The sequence below is a fragment of the Providencia alcalifaciens genome (genome assembly GCF_020271745.1).
GTDB lineage: Bacteria > Pseudomonadota > Gammaproteobacteria > Enterobacterales > Enterobacteriaceae > Providencia > Providencia alcalifaciens_B.
Genome location: NZ_CP084296.1, coordinates 1,812,655 through 1,837,635, shown reverse-complemented (window position 1 = coordinate 1,837,635; position 24,981 = coordinate 1,812,655). Strand labels below are relative to the sequence as shown.

The 24,981-nt window shown below is 43.4% G+C and carries 17 protein-coding genes; 11 read left to right on the top strand and 6 right to left on the bottom strand.

Going from position 1 to position 24,981, the window contains the following annotated elements; genetic code table 11:
* Together LDO51_RS08405 and LDO51_RS08400 are read left to right on the top strand one after the other, a co-directional pair.
* Nucleotides 1-1,098 (top strand): efflux RND transporter periplasmic adaptor subunit, encoded by a 1,098-nt coding sequence (locus tag LDO51_RS08405; RefSeq protein ID WP_423810975.1) that lies wholly within the window; start codon nt 1-3, stop codon nt 1,096-1,098.
* A 9-nt stretch (nt 1,099-1,107) separates the two neighbouring features.
* Entirely contained in the window at nt 1,108-4,212 is a 3,105-nt protein-coding gene (locus LDO51_RS08400) for a MexW/MexI family multidrug efflux RND transporter permease subunit (RefSeq protein ID WP_225577090.1), read from the top strand.
* Between the two features lie 285 nt (nt 4,213-4,497).
* Here the strand turns inward: LDO51_RS08400 and arnT are convergent, their stop codons facing one another.
* From arnT to LDO51_RS08370, 6 genes are all read right to left on the bottom strand, one after another.
* Nucleotides 4,498-6,144, bottom strand: a complete 1,647-nt coding sequence (gene arnT / locus LDO51_RS08395) for a lipid IV(A) 4-amino-4-deoxy-L-arabinosyltransferase (protein ID WP_225577089.1) — start codon at nt 6,142-6,144, stop codon at nt 4,498-4,500.
* A 436-nt stretch (nt 6,145-6,580) separates the two neighbouring features.
* Entirely contained in the window at nt 6,581-7,855 is a 1,275-nt protein-coding gene (locus tag LDO51_RS08390; RefSeq protein ID WP_225577088.1) for a bifunctional O-acetylhomoserine aminocarboxypropyltransferase/cysteine synthase, read from the bottom strand.
* A gap of 234 nt (nt 7,856-8,089) precedes the next feature.
* Nucleotides 8,090-9,349: an aromatic amino acid transport family protein gene (locus LDO51_RS08385; RefSeq protein WP_225577087.1), complete on the bottom strand. Its 1,260-nt coding sequence runs from the start codon at nt 9,347-9,349 to the stop codon at nt 8,090-8,092.
* Nucleotides 9,350-9,661: 312 nt separating this feature from the next.
* Nucleotides 9,662-11,020 carry an anaerobic C4-dicarboxylate transporter DcuC gene (gene dcuC / locus LDO51_RS08380; RefSeq protein ID WP_036955315.1) on the bottom strand — a complete coding sequence of 453 codons (1,359 nt, stop codon included), beginning with the start codon at nt 11,018-11,020 and terminating at the stop codon, nt 9,662-9,664.
* A gap of 280 nt (nt 11,021-11,300) precedes the next feature.
* Nucleotides 11,301-11,759, bottom strand: coding sequence for a regulatory protein RecX (locus LDO51_RS08375; RefSeq protein WP_225577246.1), 459 nt, complete (start codon nt 11,757-11,759; stop codon nt 11,301-11,303).
* 69 nt (nt 11,760-11,828) lie between these two features.
* Nucleotides 11,829-13,277, bottom strand: a complete 1,449-nt coding sequence (locus LDO51_RS08370) for a DUF4026 domain-containing protein (RefSeq protein WP_225577086.1) — start codon at nt 13,275-13,277, stop codon at nt 11,829-11,831.
* Nucleotides 13,278-13,542: 265 nt separating this feature from the next.
* Between LDO51_RS08370 and LDO51_RS08365 the strand changes: the two genes are divergently transcribed.
* From LDO51_RS08365 to LDO51_RS08325, 9 genes are all read left to right on the top strand, one after another.
* Nucleotides 13,543-13,725, top strand: coding sequence for a hypothetical protein (locus tag LDO51_RS08365; protein WP_225577085.1), 183 nt, complete (start codon nt 13,543-13,545; stop codon nt 13,723-13,725).
* Nucleotides 13,726-13,991: 266 nt separating this feature from the next.
* Nucleotides 13,992-15,005, top strand: a complete 1,014-nt coding sequence (locus LDO51_RS08360; protein WP_225577084.1) for a hypothetical protein — start codon at nt 13,992-13,994, stop codon at nt 15,003-15,005.
* The gene (locus LDO51_RS08355; RefSeq protein WP_225577083.1) at nt 15,005-16,150 is read left to right on the top strand and encodes a BamA/TamA family outer membrane protein; all 1,146 of its coding nucleotides are present in this window, start codon (nt 15,005-15,007) and stop codon (nt 16,148-16,150) included. The genes LDO51_RS08360 and LDO51_RS08355 overlap by 1 nt, the downstream gene beginning before the upstream one ends.
* On the top strand, nt 16,150-17,301 hold the full coding sequence (locus tag LDO51_RS08350; protein ID WP_225577082.1) for a DUF4056 domain-containing protein: 1,152 nt from the start codon (nt 16,150-16,152) through the stop codon (nt 17,299-17,301). Before LDO51_RS08355 ends, LDO51_RS08350 begins: the two co-directional genes overlap by 1 nt.
* A 471-nt stretch (nt 17,302-17,772) precedes the next feature.
* The gene (locus tag LDO51_RS08345) at nt 17,773-18,579 is read left to right on the top strand and encodes a protein bax (RefSeq protein WP_225577081.1); all 807 of its coding nucleotides are present in this window, start codon (nt 17,773-17,775) and stop codon (nt 18,577-18,579) included.
* 396 nt (nt 18,580-18,975) lie between these two features.
* Nucleotides 18,976-20,394, top strand: coding sequence for an MBOAT family O-acyltransferase (locus LDO51_RS08340; protein ID WP_225577080.1), 1,419 nt, complete (start codon nt 18,976-18,978; stop codon nt 20,392-20,394).
* Nucleotides 20,381-21,565 (top strand): DUF459 domain-containing protein, encoded by a 1,185-nt coding sequence (locus tag LDO51_RS08335; RefSeq protein ID WP_225577079.1) that lies wholly within the window; start codon nt 20,381-20,383, stop codon nt 21,563-21,565. The genes LDO51_RS08340 and LDO51_RS08335 overlap by 14 nt, the downstream gene beginning before the upstream one ends.
* On the top strand, nt 21,516-22,742 hold the full coding sequence (locus LDO51_RS08330; protein ID WP_225577078.1) for an SGNH/GDSL hydrolase family protein: 1,227 nt from the start codon (nt 21,516-21,518) through the stop codon (nt 22,740-22,742). The genes LDO51_RS08335 and LDO51_RS08330 overlap by 50 nt, the downstream gene beginning before the upstream one ends.
* 148 nt (nt 22,743-22,890) lie before the next feature.
* The gene (locus LDO51_RS08325) at nt 22,891-24,915 is read left to right on the top strand and encodes an ATP-binding protein (protein ID WP_225577077.1); all 2,025 of its coding nucleotides are present in this window, start codon (nt 22,891-22,893) and stop codon (nt 24,913-24,915) included.
* Nucleotides 24,916-24,981: the final 66 nt, after the last annotated feature.

Below are 24,981 nucleotides of genomic sequence, written 5' to 3'. Positions count from 1 at the left end.
ATAAATAAAAAAACGCTAACGTTGCTATGTGCAGGGCTTCTCACCGCCGGTGGAGGAGCCGCCATTTACTCGACTTACGCCAGCTCAGACAATAAGCCACAAGCGGCTTATCAATACCCCCCTGTAAAAGTTGCCCTAGCACCTGTCACCTTGGCTAATGCGCCACGAACTTTTTATGGTGTGGGGGAATTAGAAGCGGGTAGTCAGGTGTTTGTCGCAGCAGAAACCAGTGGGCGCATCACCAAAATTGGTTTTGAATCCGGTCAACAGGTCAAAAAAGGGCAATTATTGGTACAGCTCAATGATGCGGTAGAGCGTGCAGATTTAGCGCGCTATCAAGCACAATACCGCAATGCCGCCCGCCTATATAACAGAACTCGTTCTCTGTCTGCGCAACATTTAGTGGCAGAAGCACAGGTGGATAGCACCCGTGCCGAGCGAGATATGGCTCAGGGGCTGATTCAGCAAACTCAAGCATTAATTGCGCAAAAAGCCATTCATGCCCCTTTCGATGGCACCATTGGTATTCGCCAAGTCCATGAAGGGCAATACCTTAGCCCCGGTGAGGCCATTGCCAGCCTTGTGGATACCCAAACATTGAAGCTGAATTTTTCTTTGGATGAACAAGCCTCCCCTGAATTGCATCAAGGGCAAGTAGTGGATATCACTGTCGATGCTTACCCCGATACACCATTCCCCGCCAAAGTGACGGCCATTGATCCGTTGATTGGCAAGTCCCGAACGATTGCTCTGCAAGCTACGCTGGATAACAGCAATGGCAAGTTAAAAGCGGGGATGTACGCCAATGTCACGGTAGTGCGGCAAGCCAACAATCCGGTGCTAACAATTCCTGAAACGGCAGTCACTTACACCGCTTATGGGGATACGGTATTTATTGCTAAAGGTACTGGGGACGCCATGGCGGTCAAGCGCGTTTCCGTGAAAACGGGGCAACGTTTTGATGGCAATATCGAAATTGAGCATGGACTTACGGAGGGCGACCAAGTGGTCAGTTCAGGGCAGCTACGTCTGAATAATGGCTCTGCCATTACCCCTGTCGCTCAAAATACATTATCTGAAACCCCGCAAGGCTCATAAGGACGAACAATGAAATTTACGGACTTGTTTGTGCGCCGGCCGGTATTGGCTTTAGTGGTCAGCGCCTTGATTGTGTTGATGGGGCTGTTTGCGCTGAATAAATTACCCATTCGCCAATATCCTCAATTAGAAAGTTCAACCATCACCATTGCTACGCAATATCCGGGTGCCTCGGCAAAATTGATGCAGGGGTTTGTGACTCAGCCGATTGCCCAAGCGGTCTCTTCCGTTGAAGGAGTTGATTACTTGTCGTCATCCTCCGTTCAAGGCAGCAGCCTTGTGACCGTGCGCATGGAGCTAAACCGCGATTCTACCCAAGCTCTCACCCAAGTGATGGCAAAGGTGAATCAAGTGCGTTATAAGCTGCCGAAAGAGGCCTATGACCCTGTGATAGAGCTCTCTTCTGGGGAGTCCACTGCCGTCGCTTATATTGGTTTTTCCAGTACCGAACTGTCGATCCCTGCACTAACCGATTACCTTTCCCGCGTGGTGGAGCCGATGTATTCCGCCATTGATGGCGTAGCGAAAGTGCAGGTGTTCGGCGGGCAACAGCTGGCAATGCGTTTATGGTTGGATGCGGATAAACTCGCGGGTCGCGGCATTTCAGCGGCTGAGGTCGCCCAAGCGGTACGCCAAAATAACTATCAAGCCGCTCCCGGTAAGGTGAAGGGGGAGTTTGTCATTTCTAACGTATATGTGAACACCGATTTAACCAATGTGGATGAATTTCGCGATTTGGTGATCCGCAATGACGGTAACGGATTGGTGCGTTTAAAAGATGTGGGCACCATTGAACTGGGGGCTGCATCCACTGAGACCAGCGGTTTAATGAACGGGGAACCTGCTATTTACTTAGGTTTGTTTGCCACACCAACTGGCAACCCGTTGGTGATTGTAGATAGTATGAACACGTTAATGCCAGATATCATCAAAACCCTACCGCCGGGGGTAAAAGTGGAAATGGCCTTTGAAACTTCACGGTTTATTAAAGCCTCCATCGACCAAGTGATCCATACCCTCGTTGAAGCCCTGCTAATTGTTATCGCCGTGATTTATCTGTGCCTTGGCTCGATTCGCAGTGTGATTATTCCTATCCTTGCCATTCCGCTGTCCATGCTGGGTGCGGCGGCATTGATGATGGCGTTCGGCTTTAGTATTAACTTGCTGACCTTACTGGCGATGGTGCTGGCGATTGGATTGGTGGTGGATGATGCCATTGTGGTGGTGGAAAACGTGCATCGCCATATTGAAGAGGGAAAATCCCCTGTTCTGGCAGCCTTGATCGGCGCCCGTGAGGTGGCAGGTCCCGTTCTCGCAATGACCATTACCCTCGCTGCAGTGTATGCACCGATTGGCTTAATGTCTGGATTAACAGGGGCATTGTTTAAAGAGTTTGCGCTCACATTGGCAGGGGCGGTGATTGTATCAGGAATAGTGGCTTTAACCCTCTCCCCTGTCATGAGTTCATTTATGTTGAACTCGAAACAGAATGAAGGGCGCATGGCGCGAATGGCAGAAACCGTCTTCGAGACCCTTGCCCATTACTATACGGCGGTACTGAATTTTTCATTGAAGAATCGCTGGATCACCGGAATTTTAGCTGTCGGCGTTGTGATCAGCCTGCCGATGTTGTATCAAGCTGCGCCGCGAGAACTGGCCCCTGTAGAGGATCAGTCGAGCGTATTAACGGCGATTAAGTCTCCGCAACATGCCAACCTGGAGTATGTAGAGCGTTTTTCCCGTAAATTGCACGATGTGTTTATGGCGCTGCCCGAAACTGAAAGTACGTGGATTATTAACGGCACCGATGGCCCTTCCACCAGCTTCGGGGGTACAAACTTAACGTCTTGGGAGCAACGGGAGCGTTCTGCATCGATGGTCCAATCGGATTTACAAGGCCGCGTTGGCGATGTGGAAGGTAACAGTATCTTTGTGTTCCAGTTACCGGCATTACCTGGCTCTACAGGCGGCTTACCTATTCAAATGGTGCTAAAAAGCCCGCAAGATTATCCGGTACTGTATCGCACCATGGAAGAGATCAAACAACAAGCTCGTGAAAGCGGCCTGTTTATGGTGGTAGATAGCGACCTCGACTATAACAACCCAGTGGTTGAGGTGCGTATTAATCGTTCGAAAGCCAACAGTTTAGGCATTCGTATGCAGGATATTGGTGAGTCCCTAACGCTGCTGGTGGGTGAGAATTATATCAACCGCTTTGGCATGGATGGACGCTCTTATGATGTGATCCCGCAAAGCTTGCGCAGCCAACGGCTGACCCCAGAAGCGTTATCCCGCCATTATGTTAAGTCCGAAGATGGCAGCATGATCCCACTTTCAACGGTGGTGGATATTTCAACACAAGTAGAGCCGAATAAACTGTCCCAGTTTAATCAGCAAAATGCCGCCATTTTCCAAGCTATTCCTGCACCGGGCGTTACCTTAGGGCAAGCGGTGGCGTATCTCGATGAGATAGCCAGCGAGTTGCCAGCCGGTTTTAGCCATGATTGGCAATCCGATTCGCGCCAATATAAGCAAGAAGGAAACACCCTCGCCTTTGCGTTTATGGCGGCGCTGATCATTATCTATTTAGTGCTCGCGGCGCAGTATGAAAGTTTAGTGGATCCGTTGATTATCTTAATTACCGTTCCGCTGTCTATCTGTGGTGCCTTGATCCCGCTGGCATTGGGTTATGCCACTCTCAATATTTATACCCAAATTGGCTTAGTCACTTTGATCGGGCTAATCAGTAAACACGGGATCTTAATGGTGGAGTTTGCCAATGAACTGCAAGCTAGCGAAGGGTTAGATAAACGCCATGCCATTTTAAAAGCAGCGCAAATCCGTTTACGTCCTATTTTGATGACAACAGCGGCGATGGTTATCGGTTTAGTTCCCCTTCTGTTCGCGACTGGCGCCGGAGCAAATAGCCGTTTTGGGCTTGGCTTGGTGATTGTCACAGGCATGCTGGTGGGGACGCTATTTACCCTGTTTGTATTGCCAACTATCTATTCCGTGCTCGCACGTAATCACAGTGCGACAGCGTTAACCCCAAGACGTTATGAGCTGGCTGAAGCTAACCGTTTAATTAAACACTCTGAGGAGACGGCACCATGAATTTATCATCGTTAAACCATCTTTCGCTTGTTCCCGCTCGCAAGGAAAAGCGAACGGTTCATGATAGCAAATCAACGGATTCTACGACTCATCCTATGAGCAATAGTGTGGCAATGATGATGATTTATCATCCTTATCCGGTAAGGAATACGCACTCAGACGTCACGAACCGATGGCGTAAATAGTGTTCTCGGCTATGTTTTAGTTAATATTTTAGTTAATAGAAAAAAGAGCCGCATACTTTCGCAATGCGGCTCTTTTTCAATCTATTATCAGGCTATTAATTTACTGACCTTCATAGAAAGCCATCACTAACTTACCTTCTTTAATAATGATTGGAGTACCTGGTAAAGCATCAATGACTTCATTTTGCGAAGCTTCAACCACCACCGCGACGTTGCGGTTATTTTCGTTCGCCAGCAAGCTTGGTAACTGCTCTAAACGGTAAAAACGGTTTTCTGCATCAGGGTAATTCAGCCCGTAACCTAGCTCACCCGTTTGATACAGCATGGTAATGTCATCGCGTTTTAATACCCAAGCCAACGCAGTGCCTAATCCCACGTTATTGGTTAAGAGTATCGCGCGGTTTTGTAGCTGATCTTGGTATTTAGTTAACACGCCTTGCGGGGTGTTATTGCTCTCAATGTATTTAGGGATCACATGCCCAATACTGAGGCTAAGTACTAACGTACAGGCGGCTGCCAATGACCAGAATTTGCGGTTAAATGACACGACCCCCATCACTGCCCAAAACAGAAATGCCCCTGCCGCAATCCACATTTTGTAGCTTTCATCCCCTTGATATAAGTTCATTTCAGGGAAGTAAGGTGAAGCAATAAATGCCCCTGCTGCCACGATACCCAGCGTGATGTTTATCAGCGCATTCAGGCGAATGGTAGCCACTTTATTTTGGGCTAAAACTTGCTGCAAATAGGATGCCATCAAAATTGCGATAGGTGCGATGCACGGCAGAATATAGGTGAGTAGCTTTCCTTTCGTCACACTAAAAAATAGGAAAGGCAGCACCGCCCACAGTAAGAAATAGAGGTTCATGCCTCTAGCGCGAACTGCGTGTGCAATGGATGAAAATAGGTAACCTAGCCACGGAAGCACCGCCACCAATAAAATCGGCATATAGAACCAGAACGGAGATTTGTTTTGTGCATTATCGGCCATAAAACGCTGAATATGCTCAACCCAGAAAAAGTAGCTCCAGAAATCTGGCTCTAGGCTGGCAATAGTGAGCGCCCACGGTAAGCAAACTAACACGGCGACAAGAATCGAAATTAATGCGTACAGGCAGACGTCTTTGAGCTTTTTGAAGTAAATTGCGCTAACGGAACACACTAAAACGGGAAGCACTAAGACTAAAAAGCCTTTTGTCATGACGCCTAAGCCGCATGCCACACCAATCAGAATATAGGCATACAATTTATGAGCGCGCTGCGTAGTGGTTATCCCCCATTGAAAAAAGAAGATAATCATTGTAATAAAGGCGGTCACAATTGGGTCAAGGATATTATAAGTCCCAATGGTCAAAATCATAAACATGGAGAGATAAATAAGCATCGCATTAAACGCGAGGTCTTTATTTTTCCATGCCATCTTTGCACTGAGGTAAACAAATAACCCGCTGATCAGGGTGCTAAAAACCACACCTAATCGAACTGAGACATTATTTTCACCAAATAACATTTGGAAGAAAGAACCGACCCAATAACCAAAAATCGGTTTTTCAAAATAGCGAACACCGAGCAGCTCAGGTACGCTCCAATGGCGACTTAATATCAGCTCACGGCTGATTTCTGCATAGCGTAGCTCATCGGGCTGCCATAGCATGCGCCCATTGAGAGGAAGAAAATAGGTTATAAGTACAAAACCGAATAATAGGCACCACTTAAAGTAGGCAACTTTATTATTTGCCATCATCATTTAATCTCAACCATTATTGTCATAAATATTTAATAATTATTATTTGTGCCGAAGCTTTAGGCACTTTTGATTAATCAAATTAGGGTTCTATTATCATTAGTTCGACTAAACCCAGTATAAACCATAAACATTTTCGTATTACATCTGCCCATATGAGATAAACAATCAATAAATGAATGAATCTTTTATTTCAACATTAAGATAACAGGATGAGCTGCTTATTGAGACTCGATTAAAAAACAATAGTTCAGCGATTACCATTTATTTTTAACAGAATGAAAAATAAATTAAAAAAACAGCGCGGCTTGCAAATAGTTATTAATTCTAGAAAGAAGAATAAAACCCAATAGTTAATCACACAGATAGCAATAAAGGCAGTTATTGCAATATATTCTTCACAATAACCGCCTTTTTATCTGTCACTGTTTAACAGGCTTTATTTGGCTGCATCCAAGGCTTGGATTAAGTCAGCTAGAATGTCATCGATATGCTCAATACCAATGGATAAACGGATCATATCACGCGATACCCCCGCACGAGCTAGCTCCGCATCATTTAATTGACGATGGGTGGTGGATGCTGGATGGCAAGCTAATGATTTTGCATCTCCAATATTGACCAAACGAACAATCAGGTTCAGTGCATCAATAAAACGCGCCCCCGCCTCTTGCCCGCCTTTGATCCCAAAAGACATAATACTGGCAGGTTTGCCTTGCATATACTTTTGCGCCAGTGCGTGCTCAGGGTTGCTGGGTAGACCCGCATATTTTACCCATGCCACTTGTGGATGGTTTTCGAGGAATTGTGCCACTTTCAATGCGTTTTCAGTATGGCGCTCCATCCTTAAGGCGAGCGTTTCCAGACCTTGTAAGATCAAGAAAGAGTTAAATGGCGATAATGCAGCTCCCGTTCCACGCAGCGGTGCCACGCGGCAACGCGCAATAAAAGCCGCAGCACCGAAGTGTTCAGTATAGCTGACACCGTGATACGCGATATCCGGCTCAACTAACAGAGAAAAACGCTCTGCGTGTTCCGCCCACGGGAATTTCCCTGAATCAATCACCATTCCACCGATTGAAGTGCCATGGCCACCGATATATTTAGTTAACGAGTGCACCACAATGTCCGCACCGTGTTCGAATGGGCGGCATAAATACGGAGTCGCCACGGTATTATCGACAATCAGAGGTACTCCATGGCGATGAGCGACCTCCGCCAGTGCCGCAAGGTCGACAATAAAGCCCGCAGGGTTAGAGATAGATTCGCAGAAAACGGCTTTTGTTTTCTCGTCAATCAAGGCTTCTAGTGCAGCTAAATCGTCGTGTTCAGCAAAACGGGTTTCGATACCAAGGCGCGGCAGAGTATGCGCCAATAAGTTGTATGTACCGCCATACAGTTTTGCCACCGAAACAATGTTATCGCCGACTTGGGCAATAGTTTGAATTGCATAGGTGATAGCGGCCATGCCTGAAGCCACCGCCAGCCCGGCAATCCCCCCTTCAAGGGCAGCAACGCGTTTTTCTAGCACATCGTTAGTCGGGTTCATAATGCGGGTATAGATATTACCTGCAACTTTTAAATCGAACAGATCTGCGCCGTGCTGTGTATCGTCAAATGCATAAGAAGTAGTTTGATAAATAGGCACCGCGACAGACTTGGTTGTAGGGTCTGGAGAATAGCCTGCGTGGATTGATAATGTTTCTAATTTCATTGCGTTATCCTTGTTATACCCGCACTGCCAATTGAATGGGTTTTTGTTTTTATTTTACGGTACTTATTATTTCACGGTAATCTTCTTCAATATCCCCCAAGTAGATCCCTCACACAACCACCTAGACTTGAAATAATTTCATCTAAAGTTATTCATAAAATAAATAAGCCCGCATTAGAAACAAAAAACCCATATTGTTTTTGGCAATATGGGTCTGTGTACAACTGGATTTAATTACGCGAACGCACCATAAATTACAGAGGTAATTGACGCTAAACCACATAACAGCGTAAAGATTTGCGCTGGCTTAGAGGTACTGAACGGTTTCATTGCAGGAATGATACGCATCGCCACAACTGGCAGGATGAACAAGATTGCCGCAATCATTGGGGCACCCATGGTTTCAATCATACCTAAGATACTTGGGTTGATAATCGCGACGATCCAAGTGGTGATCACGATGAACAGTAAAGAGATTAACTCAATTTTCTTCACAGAAACTGAAGAGCGTGATTTCACTAAACCAACCAGACCTTCATGCGCACCTAAGAAGTGACCAAAGTAGCTAGAAACGATAGCTGCGAATGCCACGATAGGACCTAAGTAAGACAGGATTGGTGACGGGTTAATGTTAGCAATGTGAGACAACACGCTGATGTTTTCTTTCTTCGCGATGTCTAACTCCGCTGGGCTCAGTGACAGTACCACTGAGAATACGAAGAACATCACGAAGCCAGTCAGCATAAATGCTGCGCCACCCGTGATCATGTCAGTTTTAATCACGGCGTTGTCACCAAATTGCTGACGCTGGTCTTTCGCAAACTGGCTGATGATTGGGCTGTGGTTAAAAGAGAATACAATGATAGGAATCGCCATCCAAACAACAATTGGCATTGCACTCCAATCTGGTGCGACTTCTAACATCGACGTGTTCCACTCAGGGATCAGGTACAGAGACAGTGCTAATAAGATGAAGACTAATGGATAAACCATCATAGAGGTGAGTTTCAGCATTAAATCACGACCAAATACGACACCCGCCGTCATTGCTGCAATTAACACACCAGACAGTAACCAACGTGGAAGTGGGTCCATATCAATTTGGTTCACTAAGAATGAGTCCACCGTGTTGGTGATGCCCACGCCGTAAATTAATACGATTGGGTAAATCGCAAAGAAATAAGCAAAAGTGATGATATTCGCACCTGTTTTACCGAAATGTTCTTCCACAGTATCGGTAATATCAGCATCGTGTTTCTTTGCAGATAAAACAAAACGCGCTAACCCTTTATGGGCTAACCAAATCATTGGGGTTGCAATTAAAGCTAATACAACTAATGGCCAGAAACCACCCGCACCTGCTTTAATCGGCAGAAAAAGAACACCTGCACCAACGGCGGTACCAAAAAGAGATAATACCCAAGTGAAGTCTTTATAAGTCCACTTACTGGCAGGTTTGTCTGTCGTGTTTACTGAGGTTTTTATTGTGCTCATAGCGTCACTTCATCGTTTTAAAATGGATAAAAAAAGATGCGCGAATTTTGCATTAAATGCGTTAGAGCAACTAGCTTATTTTGATTAATCTTTCTGGCTTTTTGGTGTAGATCTCATATCTGAGTTTTAAAAAATGACAATTTATTAATAATCGCAAATAAATTTTATTCATTTGATTAAAAATACAAAAACACCACATCAAAAAAGCATAGCGTTTTTTTCTTTTCAACTTAATTTTAACCAAAATAAATATCGATAGAAAAATGGCTAGAATAATTTCTAGCCATTTTTGTTTGGTAAATACCTATTTTGTTACAAATAGACTGGCACTAAAATCTCAGTAGCAATCACAACAACGATAAGCCCAACTAATACGGGAACCGAGGTTCTTTTCACCACTTCAAACGGTGAAATCTTCGCCATCCCCGATACCGCAACTACCACCCCAGAAACCGGTGATAATGTACGACCTAAGTTAGATGCCTGTAACATTGGGATGACAAGGTAAGCTGGGTTTACACCCATTTGTTTCGCTAAGTGAGGGATAAGTTCAACGAATGCATAGAATGGTGCGTTACCAGAACCTGTCGTCATCGCGGCTAACATGGTGATCACCACCAGCGCAATCATCATCACAATCGCGCCTGAACCAAAGGATTGTGCTAAGTCGATCAAGCCTTTAATAAATCCGATAGTGCTTAGACCTTGCGCGAAGACGCCGGCGGCTACTAACAGCATCACGACGGTTGCAAACGCATCCGCCATGCCTCTATAGCAAACTTCTAAGCCACCATAGACATGTTTTGCACTGAAGCTACGAATAAATTCAATAATTGCTGCCATAATAATACAGCCAACAATTATGGTGACGATATGCAGTTCAGGTGCCCATTTTCCATCAAACACTAATACGCCGATGATTGGGGTAAACGGTAAAATTGCGTAGAAACCCGGTGCATGGGTTTTAATTTCATTCACATCCAGCATTTCGGTTTTAACGTGCTCTTTTCTATCCAGAAAACGCTGCCAGAAGAAGTGAGCCACTGACATCGCAACAATGGCAGCGATGGAGATAGGCAGTGTGGTTTTGAATGCAAAATCAATCAGAGGCATTTCCGCTGCTTTCGCCGCTAAGATAACGTCTCCAGACGTTGGTGCCAGAATGATAGCGGCAGGTGACGCACAGATAGCTGCCGCTGCGCCACGGCTGATCCCGACGTTAACCATCACAGGGAACAAGGTTGCCATTAATAACACCCCTAAACCTGTTGCCGACGAAACTGCCAGCGACATCAAGCAAGCAACAATATACGCCGCAACCATCAGTAAGTATGGGGAGTTGATCATTTTTAATGGCTTGGAGGCAATTTTAACCACCACGTCATTCGCACCAATGTGAGTCATATAAGACGCAAACCCACACAGCACCATGATCATCATACCGAGATCACCACCTCGGCTCATTAATAAAAACTTGATGTATTCCAGAATATCAGTAACACGCCATCCCGTTGCTTTCACTGATTCTGGTAAAATGCTTTTACCCATTAACGCAGTAATAATTAGGAGTAAAATACCCCCCGTCATTAATACCCCTGTTGCAGAGTAACCCTTTATTATATAGCGCCCTACTCCAACGGCGACTAATACGCCTATTAAGAGCTCAATCATGTGTTTCTCCTGCCCGTCTCATTTTGTAATTATTGGTGGTACTCTGCCTAAAAAAAAAGCGAAATACACTGATAATGATCATAGTGGACAATATTTTTAATCTAGAAATAGATAAAAACACAAGTCAAAAAAATATTATTTTTTGATTAAGCAAAAGAAAGGAAACTCAAGCCCATTAATTACCTAAACTAAAGTCAAATAATAGTAACCTTAACGATATTAAATGGCGTGATTATTCATATAATGACAATCATAAATAATATAGGATTAACTGCAAAAATTAGCGTGAAAATAACTCAAATATCATGTCACCAAAAAAACCTCGGTATTGCAGATAACGAATTTGTTTACCTTTATCTTTAAAGTCAGTTGGGATTTCATCACCAAATTTTTTACTACGCACTTCTGCTGCCTTTTCAAACCAATCCACATCAAGCTCAGCAAAATGGTGTTCGACTAATGTCTCAGCAAATCCTTTTTGGCGCATCTCTTGTTTGATCCGCAAAGGTCCGTATCCTTTACGCGCATACCCTTGCAATAAAAGCGATACCACGCGGTCATCATCCAAGAAATGCTGCTCACTCAGCTTATCTAACACCCCTTCAATCAGCTGCTCATCGATAATACCCTCATTTTTCTCATACATACGGCGCTTCATACGGGCGAATAACTCCGCTTTGCCATAATCGCGTCTGGAAAGTAAAAATAGGGCATATTGGTACAGTTCAGGTTGGGTCATTGTCACATTTAGCTCATTAAAAAGGGCACTGAATTCAGTGCCCTATTCATATTAGCCAGTCAGGATAGACTAATGAACTTGAGCACCACTAAGAAGTTTATAGATTGTATCAGGAGTATAGCTACCGTCCTGATAATAAATAGTCCAATCCGTGATGTCGTCACGCGTTAGCGGATAAATGCCGCCTTCCTCCATGGTTTCCACATAGAATGGGTGATTAATTAAACGGCCTTCAAATTGATCGCCGTTCCAGGTCAGTGGCTCAAACCACATATGTTCGTGCCCTTCATCACCCTCTTCATCTTGATAACTAATGCCGCATTTTACTAGAAAGCGCCACTCTGACTCTTCCTCTTCTTCCGATTTTCCGAGCAGTTTCGCAAATAGCCCTTTTTTCGGTGCAACCGGCTTTGGACCATAGTTATCCAACATGTGAGTGAAATATTCCCAACGCAGTCTGGCTTTGCTGGACATATCCGCCGTTTCTTCATCAGTGCGCATAAACATCATCGCATTTTGGTCTTCAAACCCTTCGAAGAAGCTTTCTAATGTTGGGTTTTCTTGAGTGACACGGAATAACATTACGGACGGATGCTGGTGAGATTCATCACGGTCGTGCCAATCCCCCATAAAGCGCTCAGAACTCATATCGCCAAACTCAAAGTTCATCTCTTCCAGCGGTTTTAAGTTATCAATCGGGGTGGAGGTGCCTACATGAAGTAAACCTTCTTCAAAAGGCACCGCCACTAAATACTCATAGCCATTTTGTGTTTGCCCAATAAAAATTGGCTCATTAAAGTCGATTTTTCCGTTGGTAATGCTGTTGTTCACAAAGCTCCAGAACAACTCAGGGATCCCATAATAAGACGCAATCGGGTGTGGAATGATAATTTCCGCTTCCGATAAACCACAACGGGCTAAACCATGGGTATGGAACCAATATTTGGTTGGCGCGGAATCTTCTGAGTTTTCATCGTGATCGTAAATGGCATGTACCACATACAGGGAATCAACGCTTGGCATTAAATCGTCGATCAGTTGGAAGTTAAGCCATTCACGGGTAAAGACTTTACCTGCGGCAGAAATATCCAAGCCCAGTAATAAATCAGGCACTAAAATTTGGATAATTTTAAGCTGCTGTAAGTAGCTCACTAGAGGCTTTTCTTGGAATAGGCATTCAACCACCACGGCTTGTGGCGCATTACTTGCCTGCGTATAGAGTTCTTGGCTAATAGGATCTGTCGCGAAATACGGGTTGATGGTGTATTCCGGGTCGCTTTCCACAAGCGAAATGTAAAAACGTAACTCTTCTTCGCCACGTTTACAGGTAAAGAAGAAACCGCCGCCTTCTTCATCAGGCAGGTAGTCGATTTCACCTTCAGTAAAGTAAGTTTGCTCTTCCAGACGCTGTTCAAGTTGTAGAGAGGTCAGCTCTGACGCAGGGATTGCCACCATCATCGAAGCTTCTTTTTCCCCGTTTCCAGCAGCAATATCAAGGTATTGTTGTTTATTGTTCACTATTTTGCCCTGTTATTTATTATCTTACCGGAGGATATCAGCTTATATTCGGTAAGAATATTGTGATTATTCTTAACCCAATCAGATAGGGGTTTAATCTCTCATATTTAAACTAGGAGCACCAATCATCATTATTTAATGCAACATAATTCCACTTTTCATCCCGTATTCTCTGGGGCACAATGAGAATTAACGTCACCAATGTTGTTGGTTGATGAAATAATCCTTTCTTATATATAGGTTTTGAAAATAGAGGCTTTACAACATGGCTGATTTATCTGAGAAACAAAAAGAATATATTGATGACCTCGCAATGCAGCGCGTTTTTGATATGAACAATGATGATGTCTTAATTAATGCACTGGAACAAAAAATTCACAGCATGGAAGCGCATTTAAAAGATTACTTCCATGAGCGTGTTCAGTTTCATCAGAAAAACAGCAAATAATACCTTTCTTATTGGTATTCGTGCTGAAATATCCAAAATTTCAGCACTCCCTTTCGCACTTCAATAGTATCTTCCTAATATTTTAATCACATCCAGCACATTGATAACAATACGCATTAATAGGTAGCGAAATATCATTGAAATAGCACCATTACCCATATTATCCATTGCCATCTATGCTAAACTTTTGCCGATAACTGTAAGTTAATTAATTTAAGATAATTTATTTTTTCCTTCATTCTATTCTACAAATCACTGAGTCCATTATGACACGCATTCATTACAGCGCAGCGCTGCTGCTTTCCTCTTGTCTGGTTGTCCCTGCCAGTTTTGCCGATAGTGACACACCACTGTTTTCATTAAGCATGAGCGAATCTGGAGTCCCTAAAGCGAATGAAGAAGGCGGCGTAACGCGTTCATCGACAACTGAATCCCGTATTTTGCCTATTTGGGGAGACGAAGCACGCGCTCAAGGTTACGACTTACCACAACCTTTTGGGGTCAGTTATGGCTATATGAATCTGCGTCAAGATGTCGTCGTGGATAAGATTGGATTTAGCACTAACTCTAAACTAGACCTAGAGAAATTACTTAGCATTGAAACAGGGCATACTAGAAGTAAAAATGAATCTCAAATGCTAAAACTTGATACATGGGTGCTCCCATTTATGAATGTTTATGGCGTATATGGAAAAACTAAAGGTTCATCAACGACTAATTTAAATAGTGTTGACATCCGATATAAAGGTTTATTTGGAAAACCTAAGGTCAAAAATATCGGTAAAGACCTACCATTCGAACTGAATTATGATGGTAAATCCTATGGTGGTGGTGTCACATTTGCTGGCGCATACAATCAATTCTTCGGTACGTTAGATATGAACTATACCCGTACCAACCTCGATATTCTTGATGGGGATATCAGTGCCTTTGTTGTCACACCACGTATTGGTTATGAATTCGTTTTTGAACCTTTAATTGCCGGTCAAGGGAATACCAAAATTCAAGTCTGGACAGGGGCTATGTACCAAGATATCACCCAACGCTTTAAAGGGGATGTCAGTAAGCTGGATTTACCTGAAGAACTTGATTTTTATATGAATGGTCCATTTAAGCCTATGATTGGTGATGTAAAATTCGACGTTAAACAACACCTTGCCCATAAATGGAACAATACCGTGGGTGCGCGTGTTGAATTAACCCGTAACTTTAACGTGCTGACCGAAATCGGCTTTAACAACCGTAACAGCTTCTTTATTTCAGGCGAGTTCCGTTTTTAATGTTGCAACAGAAATACCTGCGTAGGCTGACACTGCTCAGCCTTATCGTTACCTTCTCCTCGCAAGCGCAAATCCTTCCTGAACGGGAACAAATTGATGGTTGGCTCAGCGAGCTTGGGGGAGAAAATAGCTTTGATGAATCCAAAACTATCGACTGGGGCGTCTTACCGGGGCCTTTTTATACCCCTGAAATGGGGTTAGGTGTTGGTACCGCTTTAGTGGGTTTGTATCGTCTCGACAAACAAGATACCAAAACCCAGCCGTCTTCGATTGGGTTAAGCGGTTTTGCCTCATCCACAGGGGCTTTTGGACTGAATTTCACGAACTACAACTTTGTGGATAGTGACCAATGGCGGCTGTTTGTCTCCGGCACCATCAATAATGTGCCAACTTATTATTGGGGCAAAGGATACGCAGCGGGTAAAAAAGAGAGTAATAAAGAAAAATACCATTCCCAAGAGTTCAAAATTACCCCAAGGGCTTTATATAAGCTAACCGATGCCACCTATGTGGGACTGGGCTGGAATTTTTCGTCAGTCAATGCCAGCGACCCCGATGAAGGTGCAAAAGCTTACTTCTCGCAATCAGTGGGCGGGCGTTCGGTTATCAGTTCAGGCATCAGCGCTTATTATAGCTATGATACCCGAGATTTTTTACCCAACGCACACCATGGGCAAACACTCGAAGTCATCTATACCTATTTTTCGCCTAACCTTGGTAGCGATACCCGCTTTCAAGCAACTCAGTTGCAGTATGCCTATTACCATGAGCTCACAGAGAAAACCGTCGTAGCTATTGATAACTATGCGCGTTTTACCACGGGAGATGTGCCATGGAACCAACTATCTTTATTAGGGAATAGCAACCGCATGCGGGGTTACTATGAAGGGCGTTATCGGGACAATAATATTTTTACTAGCCAAGTTGAGTTACGCCATAAATTAGACTGGCGGCATGGCGTCGTTGGCTGGCTAGGAACAGGAACCATGAGCGACTCTCCCTCAGAGTTAGGTGCTGGACACTGGCTACCAAGTGCCGGAGTGGGTTATCGTTTTGAATTTAAGCCTCGGATGAATGTAAGACTGGATTTTGGTGTTGGTCGCAACAGTACGGGCGTCTATTTCCAAGTTGGTGAATCTTTCTAATGTTTAAGCTGCTAATAACTTCATGTTTTTTATTTATGCTCGTCGCCTGCCAAACTCGCGAAGAACTGAACTTACCTGCGGCGAACCTTAATCTAGATACGGTTTCCTACGAGGAAGCATCCCAAGCGTGGCCTATTCTGCAAGGCCTCAAAGCCCCTCAAGGGCTTCGAGCCTGCTGCGCTTTTGGCTATGATCTGCAAGCAGAAGTGGCAGGTATCCCCGTTCCTTTCTATACCATCGACAATATTGTTGAAGCCGATAATCTCGGTGAACACCATTATAATGATAGCTACTTGGCCGCCACCGCTGGCCTAATGGGGATCAGTAACGAAAAATTGGGACTTATCTACACCACCGATGGCGGTTTTATTGATATTGCCCATGTCCGAGATACCGCCGACTATACGCTATATCTCTTTAGCCAGATTTACCCAAAGCTTGGTGAAGAGTGGACATTAACTCTCAGCGATGAACTCGCGAGCAGGCAAATCCATTTCTCTGCCTTTACACCACCCGCATCACCCTCTGAGCGCTACACGTTAAGTACCTATCTAGCGGCCAAACTTGCATTTCAGTTAGCTGCTTGGCATGAAATTGCACAATGGTATGGTTATCAATCGGCTCCCGGCTTTTCTGAGGGTATATCCGCCTTCTCTCCCGAAGACTTATATTCCAACTTAGTGGGTGCGAGGCTCGCGAGCTCACTGATTTTACAAGGTCGTGCTGAGTCACTTGCGATATTCTCGCAATCTCTCGAAGCACTGCTTCCTATTGCATTACATCAACTTGGGGCCCAAGAAAAATCCTTAACTCATCGTGCATTTAACAAAGTTGATGGGCTTTGGTGGAATAGTTCGAAGCGTGTTCCAGATAAATTTTTAGTGCTCACTCGCGATTATGACATCACCGATAGCCGTTATCCGTTTTTACCTAGCCAAATTGTAGCGACTTTAGGGCTAAAGCTCAGTTTACCGCCAGAATATGCAGGATTTACGTTATCCTCTCTCGCACAGTTTCGCTTAGTACCCACCGATCATATGGCGCAACTCCCTATACCAGAAACATATTGGACAGTTGATGACTTCAAACGGCTCGCTGAGAATGCAAAAATTGAAGATCAAAAACAAAAAACGGTGCCATTCAATGACTAAAAAAGTCGTCGACCAACGGTGATATTTGGCTAAGATAAAAGGTCAAAAAACGGCTTTTTTTTTGACCTTTTCACATATTGAAAGTCGATTTTGATTCTGTATTTTTAACAACCAATACCACTCATAAAATGCGAAACACCCCATTTTGTTTAAAAATTAGACTACCGTTTGATTATTTTTTAATCATAATAACCCTATAATACACCTGCTAATTGCTTGAAATTCAACCAAATTTAACTTAAGTTAGATGATTACAGACTGAAATAAAAAACAAAAATTGATAAATAGAGCATTGAAAATATAAATAATGGAATTATATATATCCTAAAATCATTGAGTTAAGATAAATCAACACTTAATGGCTTACTAATGCAGAAATTTAGTTAATGTGAGTCGGATAAAGGTAGCTCGTGAAAAATTATTCTGCTACCATTCGCTCGATTTTTGTTCAGAGAAACATAGGAGAAGCAAATGCCCTCTCGAACGATGAGGACAAACGCCGTCTTCGCTTTCTTATTTTTACTTTTGTTTTCGAGCCTCAGTTTTGGCTCCACCAGTACCAGTACGATGCTTAAAAAAGACTTCACACTGAAGTCGGCACAAAACTCAAATCAAGCAGAAACACCACTGCCTGATATGCGTAAATACCCATCTGGTACTCCACGTAAGAAAGCGTTTTTGAAAACGATTGTCCCTGTGATTGAAAAAGTCAATCAACAGATTATGGAAGAGCGTAACTGGCTGCTTTCCGTGCGCACAAACACCAAATGGAGCGCCCAAGAGCTACGTCGCCTAACCCAGATCTGCGATAGTTATGGCATCAGTTGCAGCAACCCAAAACGTATTAATTGGGATAAGCTGTTAAGTCGCGTAGACATCATGCCAACACATTTAGTTGCGACACAAGCGGCAACAGAGTCTGGTTGGGGTACTTCTCAGCTTGCTCTACAAAACGGAAATTTATTTGGTATGCGCTGTGGTAGCGGTTGCCAAGTTAGAAAAGGAAAGATCAAAGGCTACTCAGCTTACGCTTCTGTTGAAGCAACAGTGACTGCCTATATGAAGAACATGAATACCCATAACGCGTATGAGTCTTTACGTCACTCGCGTGCTAAACAGCGTCAATCAAAAGATGAGTTAGACTCCATCAAACTGATTAACGATATGAAAGGGTACTCAGAGTTAGGTTCATCATATAACCGCTATTTGAAAGAGATGTACGCGAGCAACGAAGAATTGATTACACAAGCTCAAAAAAGAGCAGCGACTCGCAGCTAATTTTAGTATCTACACACCAGGTACACTGTATAAAAATCCACTTTTTCGAAAGTGGATTTTTTTTTGCACACTTTCTCCCATCCACTCGAAATATGACAACCCACCCCACCGCAGCTATACTTCTTAAACTTTGAATCTCGAGTCTTGAGTCTTGAGTCTTGTATAACTTATTTTCCCTATCCCCGATTTACGCTAAATAATTCGGGTTTTAGGTAGGCGGCAAGAGAAGATATCCCTAGGAGCATACATAAGTATGTGACTAGGGTAGCTGAGCACAGCCAACACCCCTAAAATTCGAAGTATGACGAGTAAATTGAAATATGACGAAATTCCGATTGCATAGGGAAAAAGAATAAATATTATGGTCACCCATAACAAATAACACCTGAGTCTAATATGAATTTCTTCTCATTTGAGTTTCTTGGCTCTTTTTTAGTTTTTTTTCTTATTTATTGGGGCTGCCAATCCAGCTCTAAATTGCAGAATGGATTGCTCATCACAGCAAGTTATTTCTTTGTCTACTCATTTAGCCCTGACTTTGCCTATATTCTGTTTGGCTACACGTTATTTATCTATTTTCTCACCAACTGGGCGACAGTTTGGTTATCTAACCGATGGATATACTCGTTATTAGCCGCCGGGATCATTGGCTGCTTTACCGCATTTAAATATTATTCTTTCTTCCAAGAAACTATTCAGCAAACCCTCGATAAGTTTGGATTTAGCGTTGGACTGCCTGTGCTGGAACTACTGGCTCCATTGGGGCTCTCTTTCTACGCCTTTCATTCCGTCAGCTATACCGTTTCGGTGTGTCGCAAAGAAATTGAAAAAGCCGATTTTTTTGACGTCGTATTATATTTGGCTTTTTTCCCAAGTATCGTGGCAGGTCCAATTAACCGTGCAAAAAACTTTTTACCGCAAATTCAAGCCGAAAGCCGCGTTATTCTCGACTCCCGCCGTGCCATTTTGTTAATTAGCTTAGCACTGGTAAAGCTGTTTCTATTTAGCTCTTACCTTGCTGAAAACTACGTTAATCCGGTATTTGATGCTCCCGCGGGCTTTAGTGCAGGGGAAATATTAATTGCCACCTACGCTTATGCGTGGAATATCTATTTTAACTTTTCAGGTTATACCAACTTAGTAACGGGTATTGCGTTGCTATTAGGCTTTAGAGTGCCACTTAACTTTAATGCGCCATATTTAGCCACCAACTTGCAAGATTTCTGGAAACGCTGGCATATCAGTTTATCGACCTTCATCATGGACTATATCTATATTCCATTGGGCGGCAGTCGCAAAGGATTTGTGCGCAAAAATATCAACGTATTAACCGCAATGTTAATTTCAGGTCTATGGCATGGTGCGGCAATGACGTTTGTTATTTGGGGTGCGATTCATGGTTTAGGAACGGTAATTTTTAATATTAAAACTGAGCTAATGAAAAAACTGGGGAGAACCCACTTAATTCCCAATGCCCATGTTTCAAAATTACTTGCACGAATTCTGACTTTCCATTTTGTTTGCTTTGCATGGATTTTCTTCCGTAGCCCATCGTTTGATGACGCACTGGTGATGCTCAATCAATTTATTGAACCTGGATTTATCGCCTCAATGAGTGCGAATCTCGGCTTGCTGACTGCATTCTGGTTACTGTTCCTCGCCTATCCATATTTTGTTCAAGGCTATCAGTATGTTGCTAAGAAATATCAAGATATCGCTTGGTACTATTACCCTATCCCATTAGCCATCGTGTTAACGATTATGTTTATGCTTTCACCTTCGGGAATGCCAGGATTTATCTATGCTAACTTCTGAGTTTAAAAATAACCTGAAAAAAACCGGACAAGTGGTGCTGATTGTCATCATCACTGGCTTGCTATTGATTTGGCTAAACCAAAGCTCCTTAGAGCGATTCTGGCAGCAAAAGTATCACCAAGATACCCCATGGGCGAAAATCAGCGGAAACCCCGTCTGGGATTACGGAAGGGCGCTACATGATGGTGCCCAAGAAGCGGGGGCAACTTTTGCTTATCACGCGTCTGGGCAAAAAGCCGCTGAAGATAAACTTGCAGCCCAAATGGCTGCTAACCACGAAACGTTAGTTTTCCCTCAAGACTTTCGTGTCGGACTGCACTTTGTTAATGGTTATATTCATCCCGCAGAGAGCTTATCGGTAACCTTCCCTGAGTTATTAAAACGCCCTCAAGCTCGCACCAAAATTCCGGGTCGAACCTTTGCTGGCGTGACTATTGCACAACCTGAAGGACCTGTCGTTCAAAAACAGATAGCCAATATCGCTGCGGGGGATCAAGTCTTGTTTGCTGGAGACTCCATGATGCAGGGCGTCGCTCCCCATGTTAAAAACATGCTGTTGAAAAAGTATAATATTGAGAGCATTAACTTAAGTAAGCAGAGTACAGGTCTCGCGTATCCTAAATTCTTTAACTGGCCAGAGACCATTGCCAACGCATTGAACAATAACCCGAACATTAAAGTCTTAGTGGTATTTTTAGGGCCTAATGACCCGTGGGATATGCCACCACAGTCGGGCTATAAGTATGTGAAATTCAAGAGTGAAGAGTGGGAACAAACCTATCGCTCGCGTATCAGTGAAATTCTCACCACCGCACGCCAACATCATGTCGATGTGATTTGGGTGGGACCACCCAATATGCGTAAAAATACCCTTTCCGATGGTATGAAATTTCTTCGTGGTCTTTACCAGACTGAAGTCGCGAAATATGGCGAAATGTACATTTCTGCCAATGACGTCTTTAAATATAAAAATGACGACTATTCCGACTATATTGGGGATGGTAGCAATGCTATAAAATTGCGCAGTGGTGATGGGATCCATTTCAGTGGTAAAGGGCAACAAATGATTGCCGAAAGCATATTTTCACTGATCCATTTCGAAGAGGAAGACAAGGAACCTCATGAAACTGAACAACCAGAATCAGGTCAAGAGCAAGCTACTCACAGCTAGTGTCATTACACTGCTGTCATTAGGCTTAGTCTCTTGTCAAACACCTGATACTAAACGCGGAAAAACGTCACAAACTCAGTGGCAAGCGCCTACAGAGCAAGGGCAGTTAATCAATAACGGCGAACCAAATTTAAGCCAGTTAGCGTCTAAACTGCGCCAAGGTGGTCAACAAATCCATATCGTCCAGATAGGGGATTCACACACGGCCGCAGATTTTTTCACTGGTGAATTAAGAGCATTGTTCCAACAACGCTATGGAGATGCAGGTCCTGGTTTTGTACCGCCAATTTCGGTACCGGGTCAACGCACCGCCACCATTAATCGCATCAGTGATAAGTCGAATTGGTCGCTTTCAAGTAGCCGTAAGGACGAGCGTTTTGACTACCCGTTAGGTGGATTGATAGCCGAGCCACAAGGCAGCAAAAGTCATGTTTTATTAAAGCCATTGCAGCCTGTCCAAAATAGTTATCGCTTACAAGCACTGTACCAAAGCTCGAATAGCACCCAGATGCAGGTTTCGCCATCATCATCTTCGACGGTTGCCTTACCTGCTACGGGAAATAGCTGGCAATTTTCTGCGCCAGTGAGCACGCAATTGCCATCAACAGTATCAGTTGGAGCGGCAAGTAATTTCAAAGTGGGTGGATGGTTAGTCCGTTCAAATAAACCCGGCGTGATGTTATCCGCTATCGGTTTGAACGGTGCAACCATCAACATGCTGGATAAATGGCAACCGCAGTGGAGCGCCACATTGGCTCAAATGTCGCCGGATATGGTGATTTTAGCCTTCGGCACTAACGAAGCGTTTAATGACACCCTGAACTTGGTAGCTTACGAGCAAAACCTACGGGATAAAATTCGTCAAATTCGCCAGCAATCGCCCAATGCGGTGATTATGCTAGTGGGGCCAAGCGACTCAATTAAATTCAGTCATGCGGCGGGTTGTAGCGCCCAGATGCCAGTGAATTTGATGGATGTGATACGTATTCAAAAAAACATTGCAGCTCAAGAACATACGCTGTTTTGGGATTGGCAAGCGAACATGGGTGGACCTTGTTCTATCCGCGCATGGGCGTCCCAAGGTTTAGCCCGTCCTGATAATGTGCATTTCTCTGCGGATGGTTATAAGAAAAGCGCACAGGCACTGTATAGCCAGTTTAATCAGATGTTGAAATAAACTTTGTAGTTTGTCCTAAAATCTTGGATATATGACCTATCCCATCAGCTGCTCTGGCAGCTGATTTTTTTCTATTCTAGTATTACCCCGTTTCTCTTTAGTTACACCAATTATGGTTAAATCGCTAATAGTCATAACGGGATAAAAAATGAGCCTGCAAACAAATCTGAAAGGACGATTACGCAATACTTCTCTATCTAAAAATCATGGGCTTATGCCGGTCTTTGAAGCTGTAGTGAATTCAATCCATTCTATTGAAGAACAAAATGATCATACCAAACAAGGTACGATTACTTTGCGGATCCATCGAGAAGCTCAACAGCATCTTGACTTAGCCACTCCGACCAAACCCAATCGCATCGTCAGTTTCAGCATTATTGATAATGGCTGTGGCTTTAATGACATCAATTTTGCTTCTTTTGAAACCCTCGACTCAGACCATAAAATTGATAAAGGTTGCCGAGGTGTTGGCCGATTAATGTGGTTAAAAACCTTTGACCATGTCGAAATTACAAGCCATTTTCACGACCCTAAGAGTTCCCTAAAACAGCGACATTTTCGCTTTGATACCAAACATGGCGTGCATAGTTTGACATTGAATACGGCCACACAAAGCCACACAGGTACGGAAGTCAAACTCATTGGCTTCGACTTAAACTACGCCGCCAAAGTTCCTTCCGATAGCAAACAAATTGCAACACAATTACTGGAACATGTGCTTTGGTATTTTGTCCGTGAAGAACGTGCTCCTAAAATCATTGTTGAAGATAACGAGCAATCCATCGATTTAGATTCACTGTATGACCAATACATGCATGAAAGTGCTTATAACGAAGAGATTTCTATTCGCGATCAATTATTTCAACTGACTCATATCAAGTTTAGAGCGTCAGTGAATAAAAGGCATCAACTCGCTCTCTGTGCAGCGAATCGCTTAGTAAAAGAAGAATCTATTCAAGGAAAAATTCCTGGTCTGTACAATAAAATTACCGATGAAAAAGGTGAGTTTATTTACACCTGCTATGTCTCATCTGACTTTTTAACTGAACGCGTGCGCAGTGAAAGAACATCGTTTGAGATATCAGATCACGTCGATCACTTGCTCAATGAAATTTCATTTAAAGATATCCGAGATGCCGTCTATGAATGCACCAAAAAATATCTAAATGATATGTTGATTCATAATATTGCTATCGGTCGCCAGCGTGTTGATTCTTTTATTAATAACCATGCTCCTCGTTATAAACCACTTATCAACTATGTCGATGAAGCGTTATTAATTTTTGACCCAGACCGTTCAGATAAAGAATTGGAACTACATTTACATACTCAATGGTATGAAATTGAACAACAGATTGTTGCGGAAGGACATAGTATTCGGCATCCATTCCACAATGAAAAAACGCAAGCCTACAAAATACGCCTTGCTGAATATTTAAAAAAAGCGGGAGATTTAAAAAAATCAGATTTGGCCAACTACGTTTCCCATCGAAAAATTATTATTGACCTACTGCAAGATTCCATAAAAAAACTCACCGATGGACAATATGCTAAAGAAGCCATTATTCATGAGTTAATTATGCCCATGCGTAAAGACTCAACAGAGATATCGACAGAAAACTGTAATTTATGGCTTGTTGATGAACGCCTCGCCTTTCATCACTATTTAGCATCCGACAAGCCACTCAGTACCATGCCCATAACAGAATGCGACTCCACTAAAGAACCCGACATTTTAAGTCTTCGCTTATTTGATAATCCCATTCTCGTTAATGATAAAGAAAACGGCCCTTTGGCATCCATCACCGTCATTGAGATTAAACGCCCAATGCGAAATGATATGGCTGAAGGTGAAGATAAAAACCCAATTGACCAAGCACTTGGTTATCTAGAGCGGGTACGAGAAGGTCGAATCAAAACAACCAACGGGCGCCCTATTCCACAAAGCAACAATATTCCTGGTTATTGCTACATTATTTGTGACCTGACCGATTCAATGATCCGCCGATGCCGACGAGCGAATTTACGAGTGACTTCCGATGGAATGGGCTATTTTGGCTACAATGAACCTTCCCATGCCTATATTGAAGTTATTGGTTTTGAACAACTTGTTCAATCTGCGAAAGAACGTAATCGCGCATTTTTTGATGCTCTTGGATTACCTACTGTTTAATAATAAAAAAGTCAGCCTACCTAAGTAAGCTGACTTTTGTTTTTTACAGAAGAGATAGAGAGAAAT

What these genes read in the sequence shown, in the direction of transcription:
- LDO51_RS08400 (WP_225577090.1), top strand. Translation starts at nt 1,108, where the DNA reads ATGAAATTTACGGACTTGTTTGTGCGCCGGCCGGTATTGGCTTTAGTG.
- arnT (WP_225577089.1), bottom strand. Translation starts at nt 6,144, where the DNA reads ATGATGATGGCAAATAATAAAGTTGCCTACTTTAAGTGGTGCCTATTA.
- LDO51_RS08390 (WP_225577088.1), bottom strand. Translation starts at nt 7,855, where the DNA reads ATGAAATTAGAAACATTATCAATCCACGCAGGCTATTCTCCAGACCCT.
- LDO51_RS08385 (WP_225577087.1), bottom strand. Translation starts at nt 9,349, where the DNA reads ATGAGCACAATAAAAACCTCAGTAAACACGACAGACAAACCTGCCAGT.
- dcuC (WP_036955315.1), bottom strand. Translation starts at nt 11,020, where the DNA reads ATGATTGAGCTCTTAATAGGCGTATTAGTCGCCGTTGGAGTAGGGCGC.
- LDO51_RS08375 (WP_225577246.1), bottom strand. Translation starts at nt 11,759, where the DNA reads ATGACCCAACCTGAACTGTACCAATATGCCCTATTTTTACTTTCCAGA.
- LDO51_RS08365 (WP_225577085.1), top strand. Translation starts at nt 13,543, where the DNA reads ATGGCTGATTTATCTGAGAAACAAAAAGAATATATTGATGACCTCGCA.
- LDO51_RS08360 (WP_225577084.1), top strand. Translation starts at nt 13,992, where the DNA reads ATGACACGCATTCATTACAGCGCAGCGCTGCTGCTTTCCTCTTGTCTG.
- LDO51_RS08355 (WP_225577083.1), top strand. Translation starts at nt 15,005, where the DNA reads ATGTTGCAACAGAAATACCTGCGTAGGCTGACACTGCTCAGCCTTATC.
- LDO51_RS08350 (WP_225577082.1), top strand. Translation starts at nt 16,150, where the DNA reads ATGTTTAAGCTGCTAATAACTTCATGTTTTTTATTTATGCTCGTCGCC.
- LDO51_RS08345 (WP_225577081.1), top strand. Translation starts at nt 17,773, where the DNA reads ATGCCCTCTCGAACGATGAGGACAAACGCCGTCTTCGCTTTCTTATTT.
- LDO51_RS08340 (WP_225577080.1), top strand. Translation starts at nt 18,976, where the DNA reads ATGAATTTCTTCTCATTTGAGTTTCTTGGCTCTTTTTTAGTTTTTTTT.
- LDO51_RS08335 (WP_225577079.1), top strand. Translation starts at nt 20,381, where the DNA reads ATGCTAACTTCTGAGTTTAAAAATAACCTGAAAAAAACCGGACAAGTG.
- LDO51_RS08330 (WP_225577078.1), top strand. Translation starts at nt 21,516, where the DNA reads ATGAAACTGAACAACCAGAATCAGGTCAAGAGCAAGCTACTCACAGCT.
- LDO51_RS08325 (WP_225577077.1), top strand. Translation starts at nt 22,891, where the DNA reads ATGAGCCTGCAAACAAATCTGAAAGGACGATTACGCAATACTTCTCTA.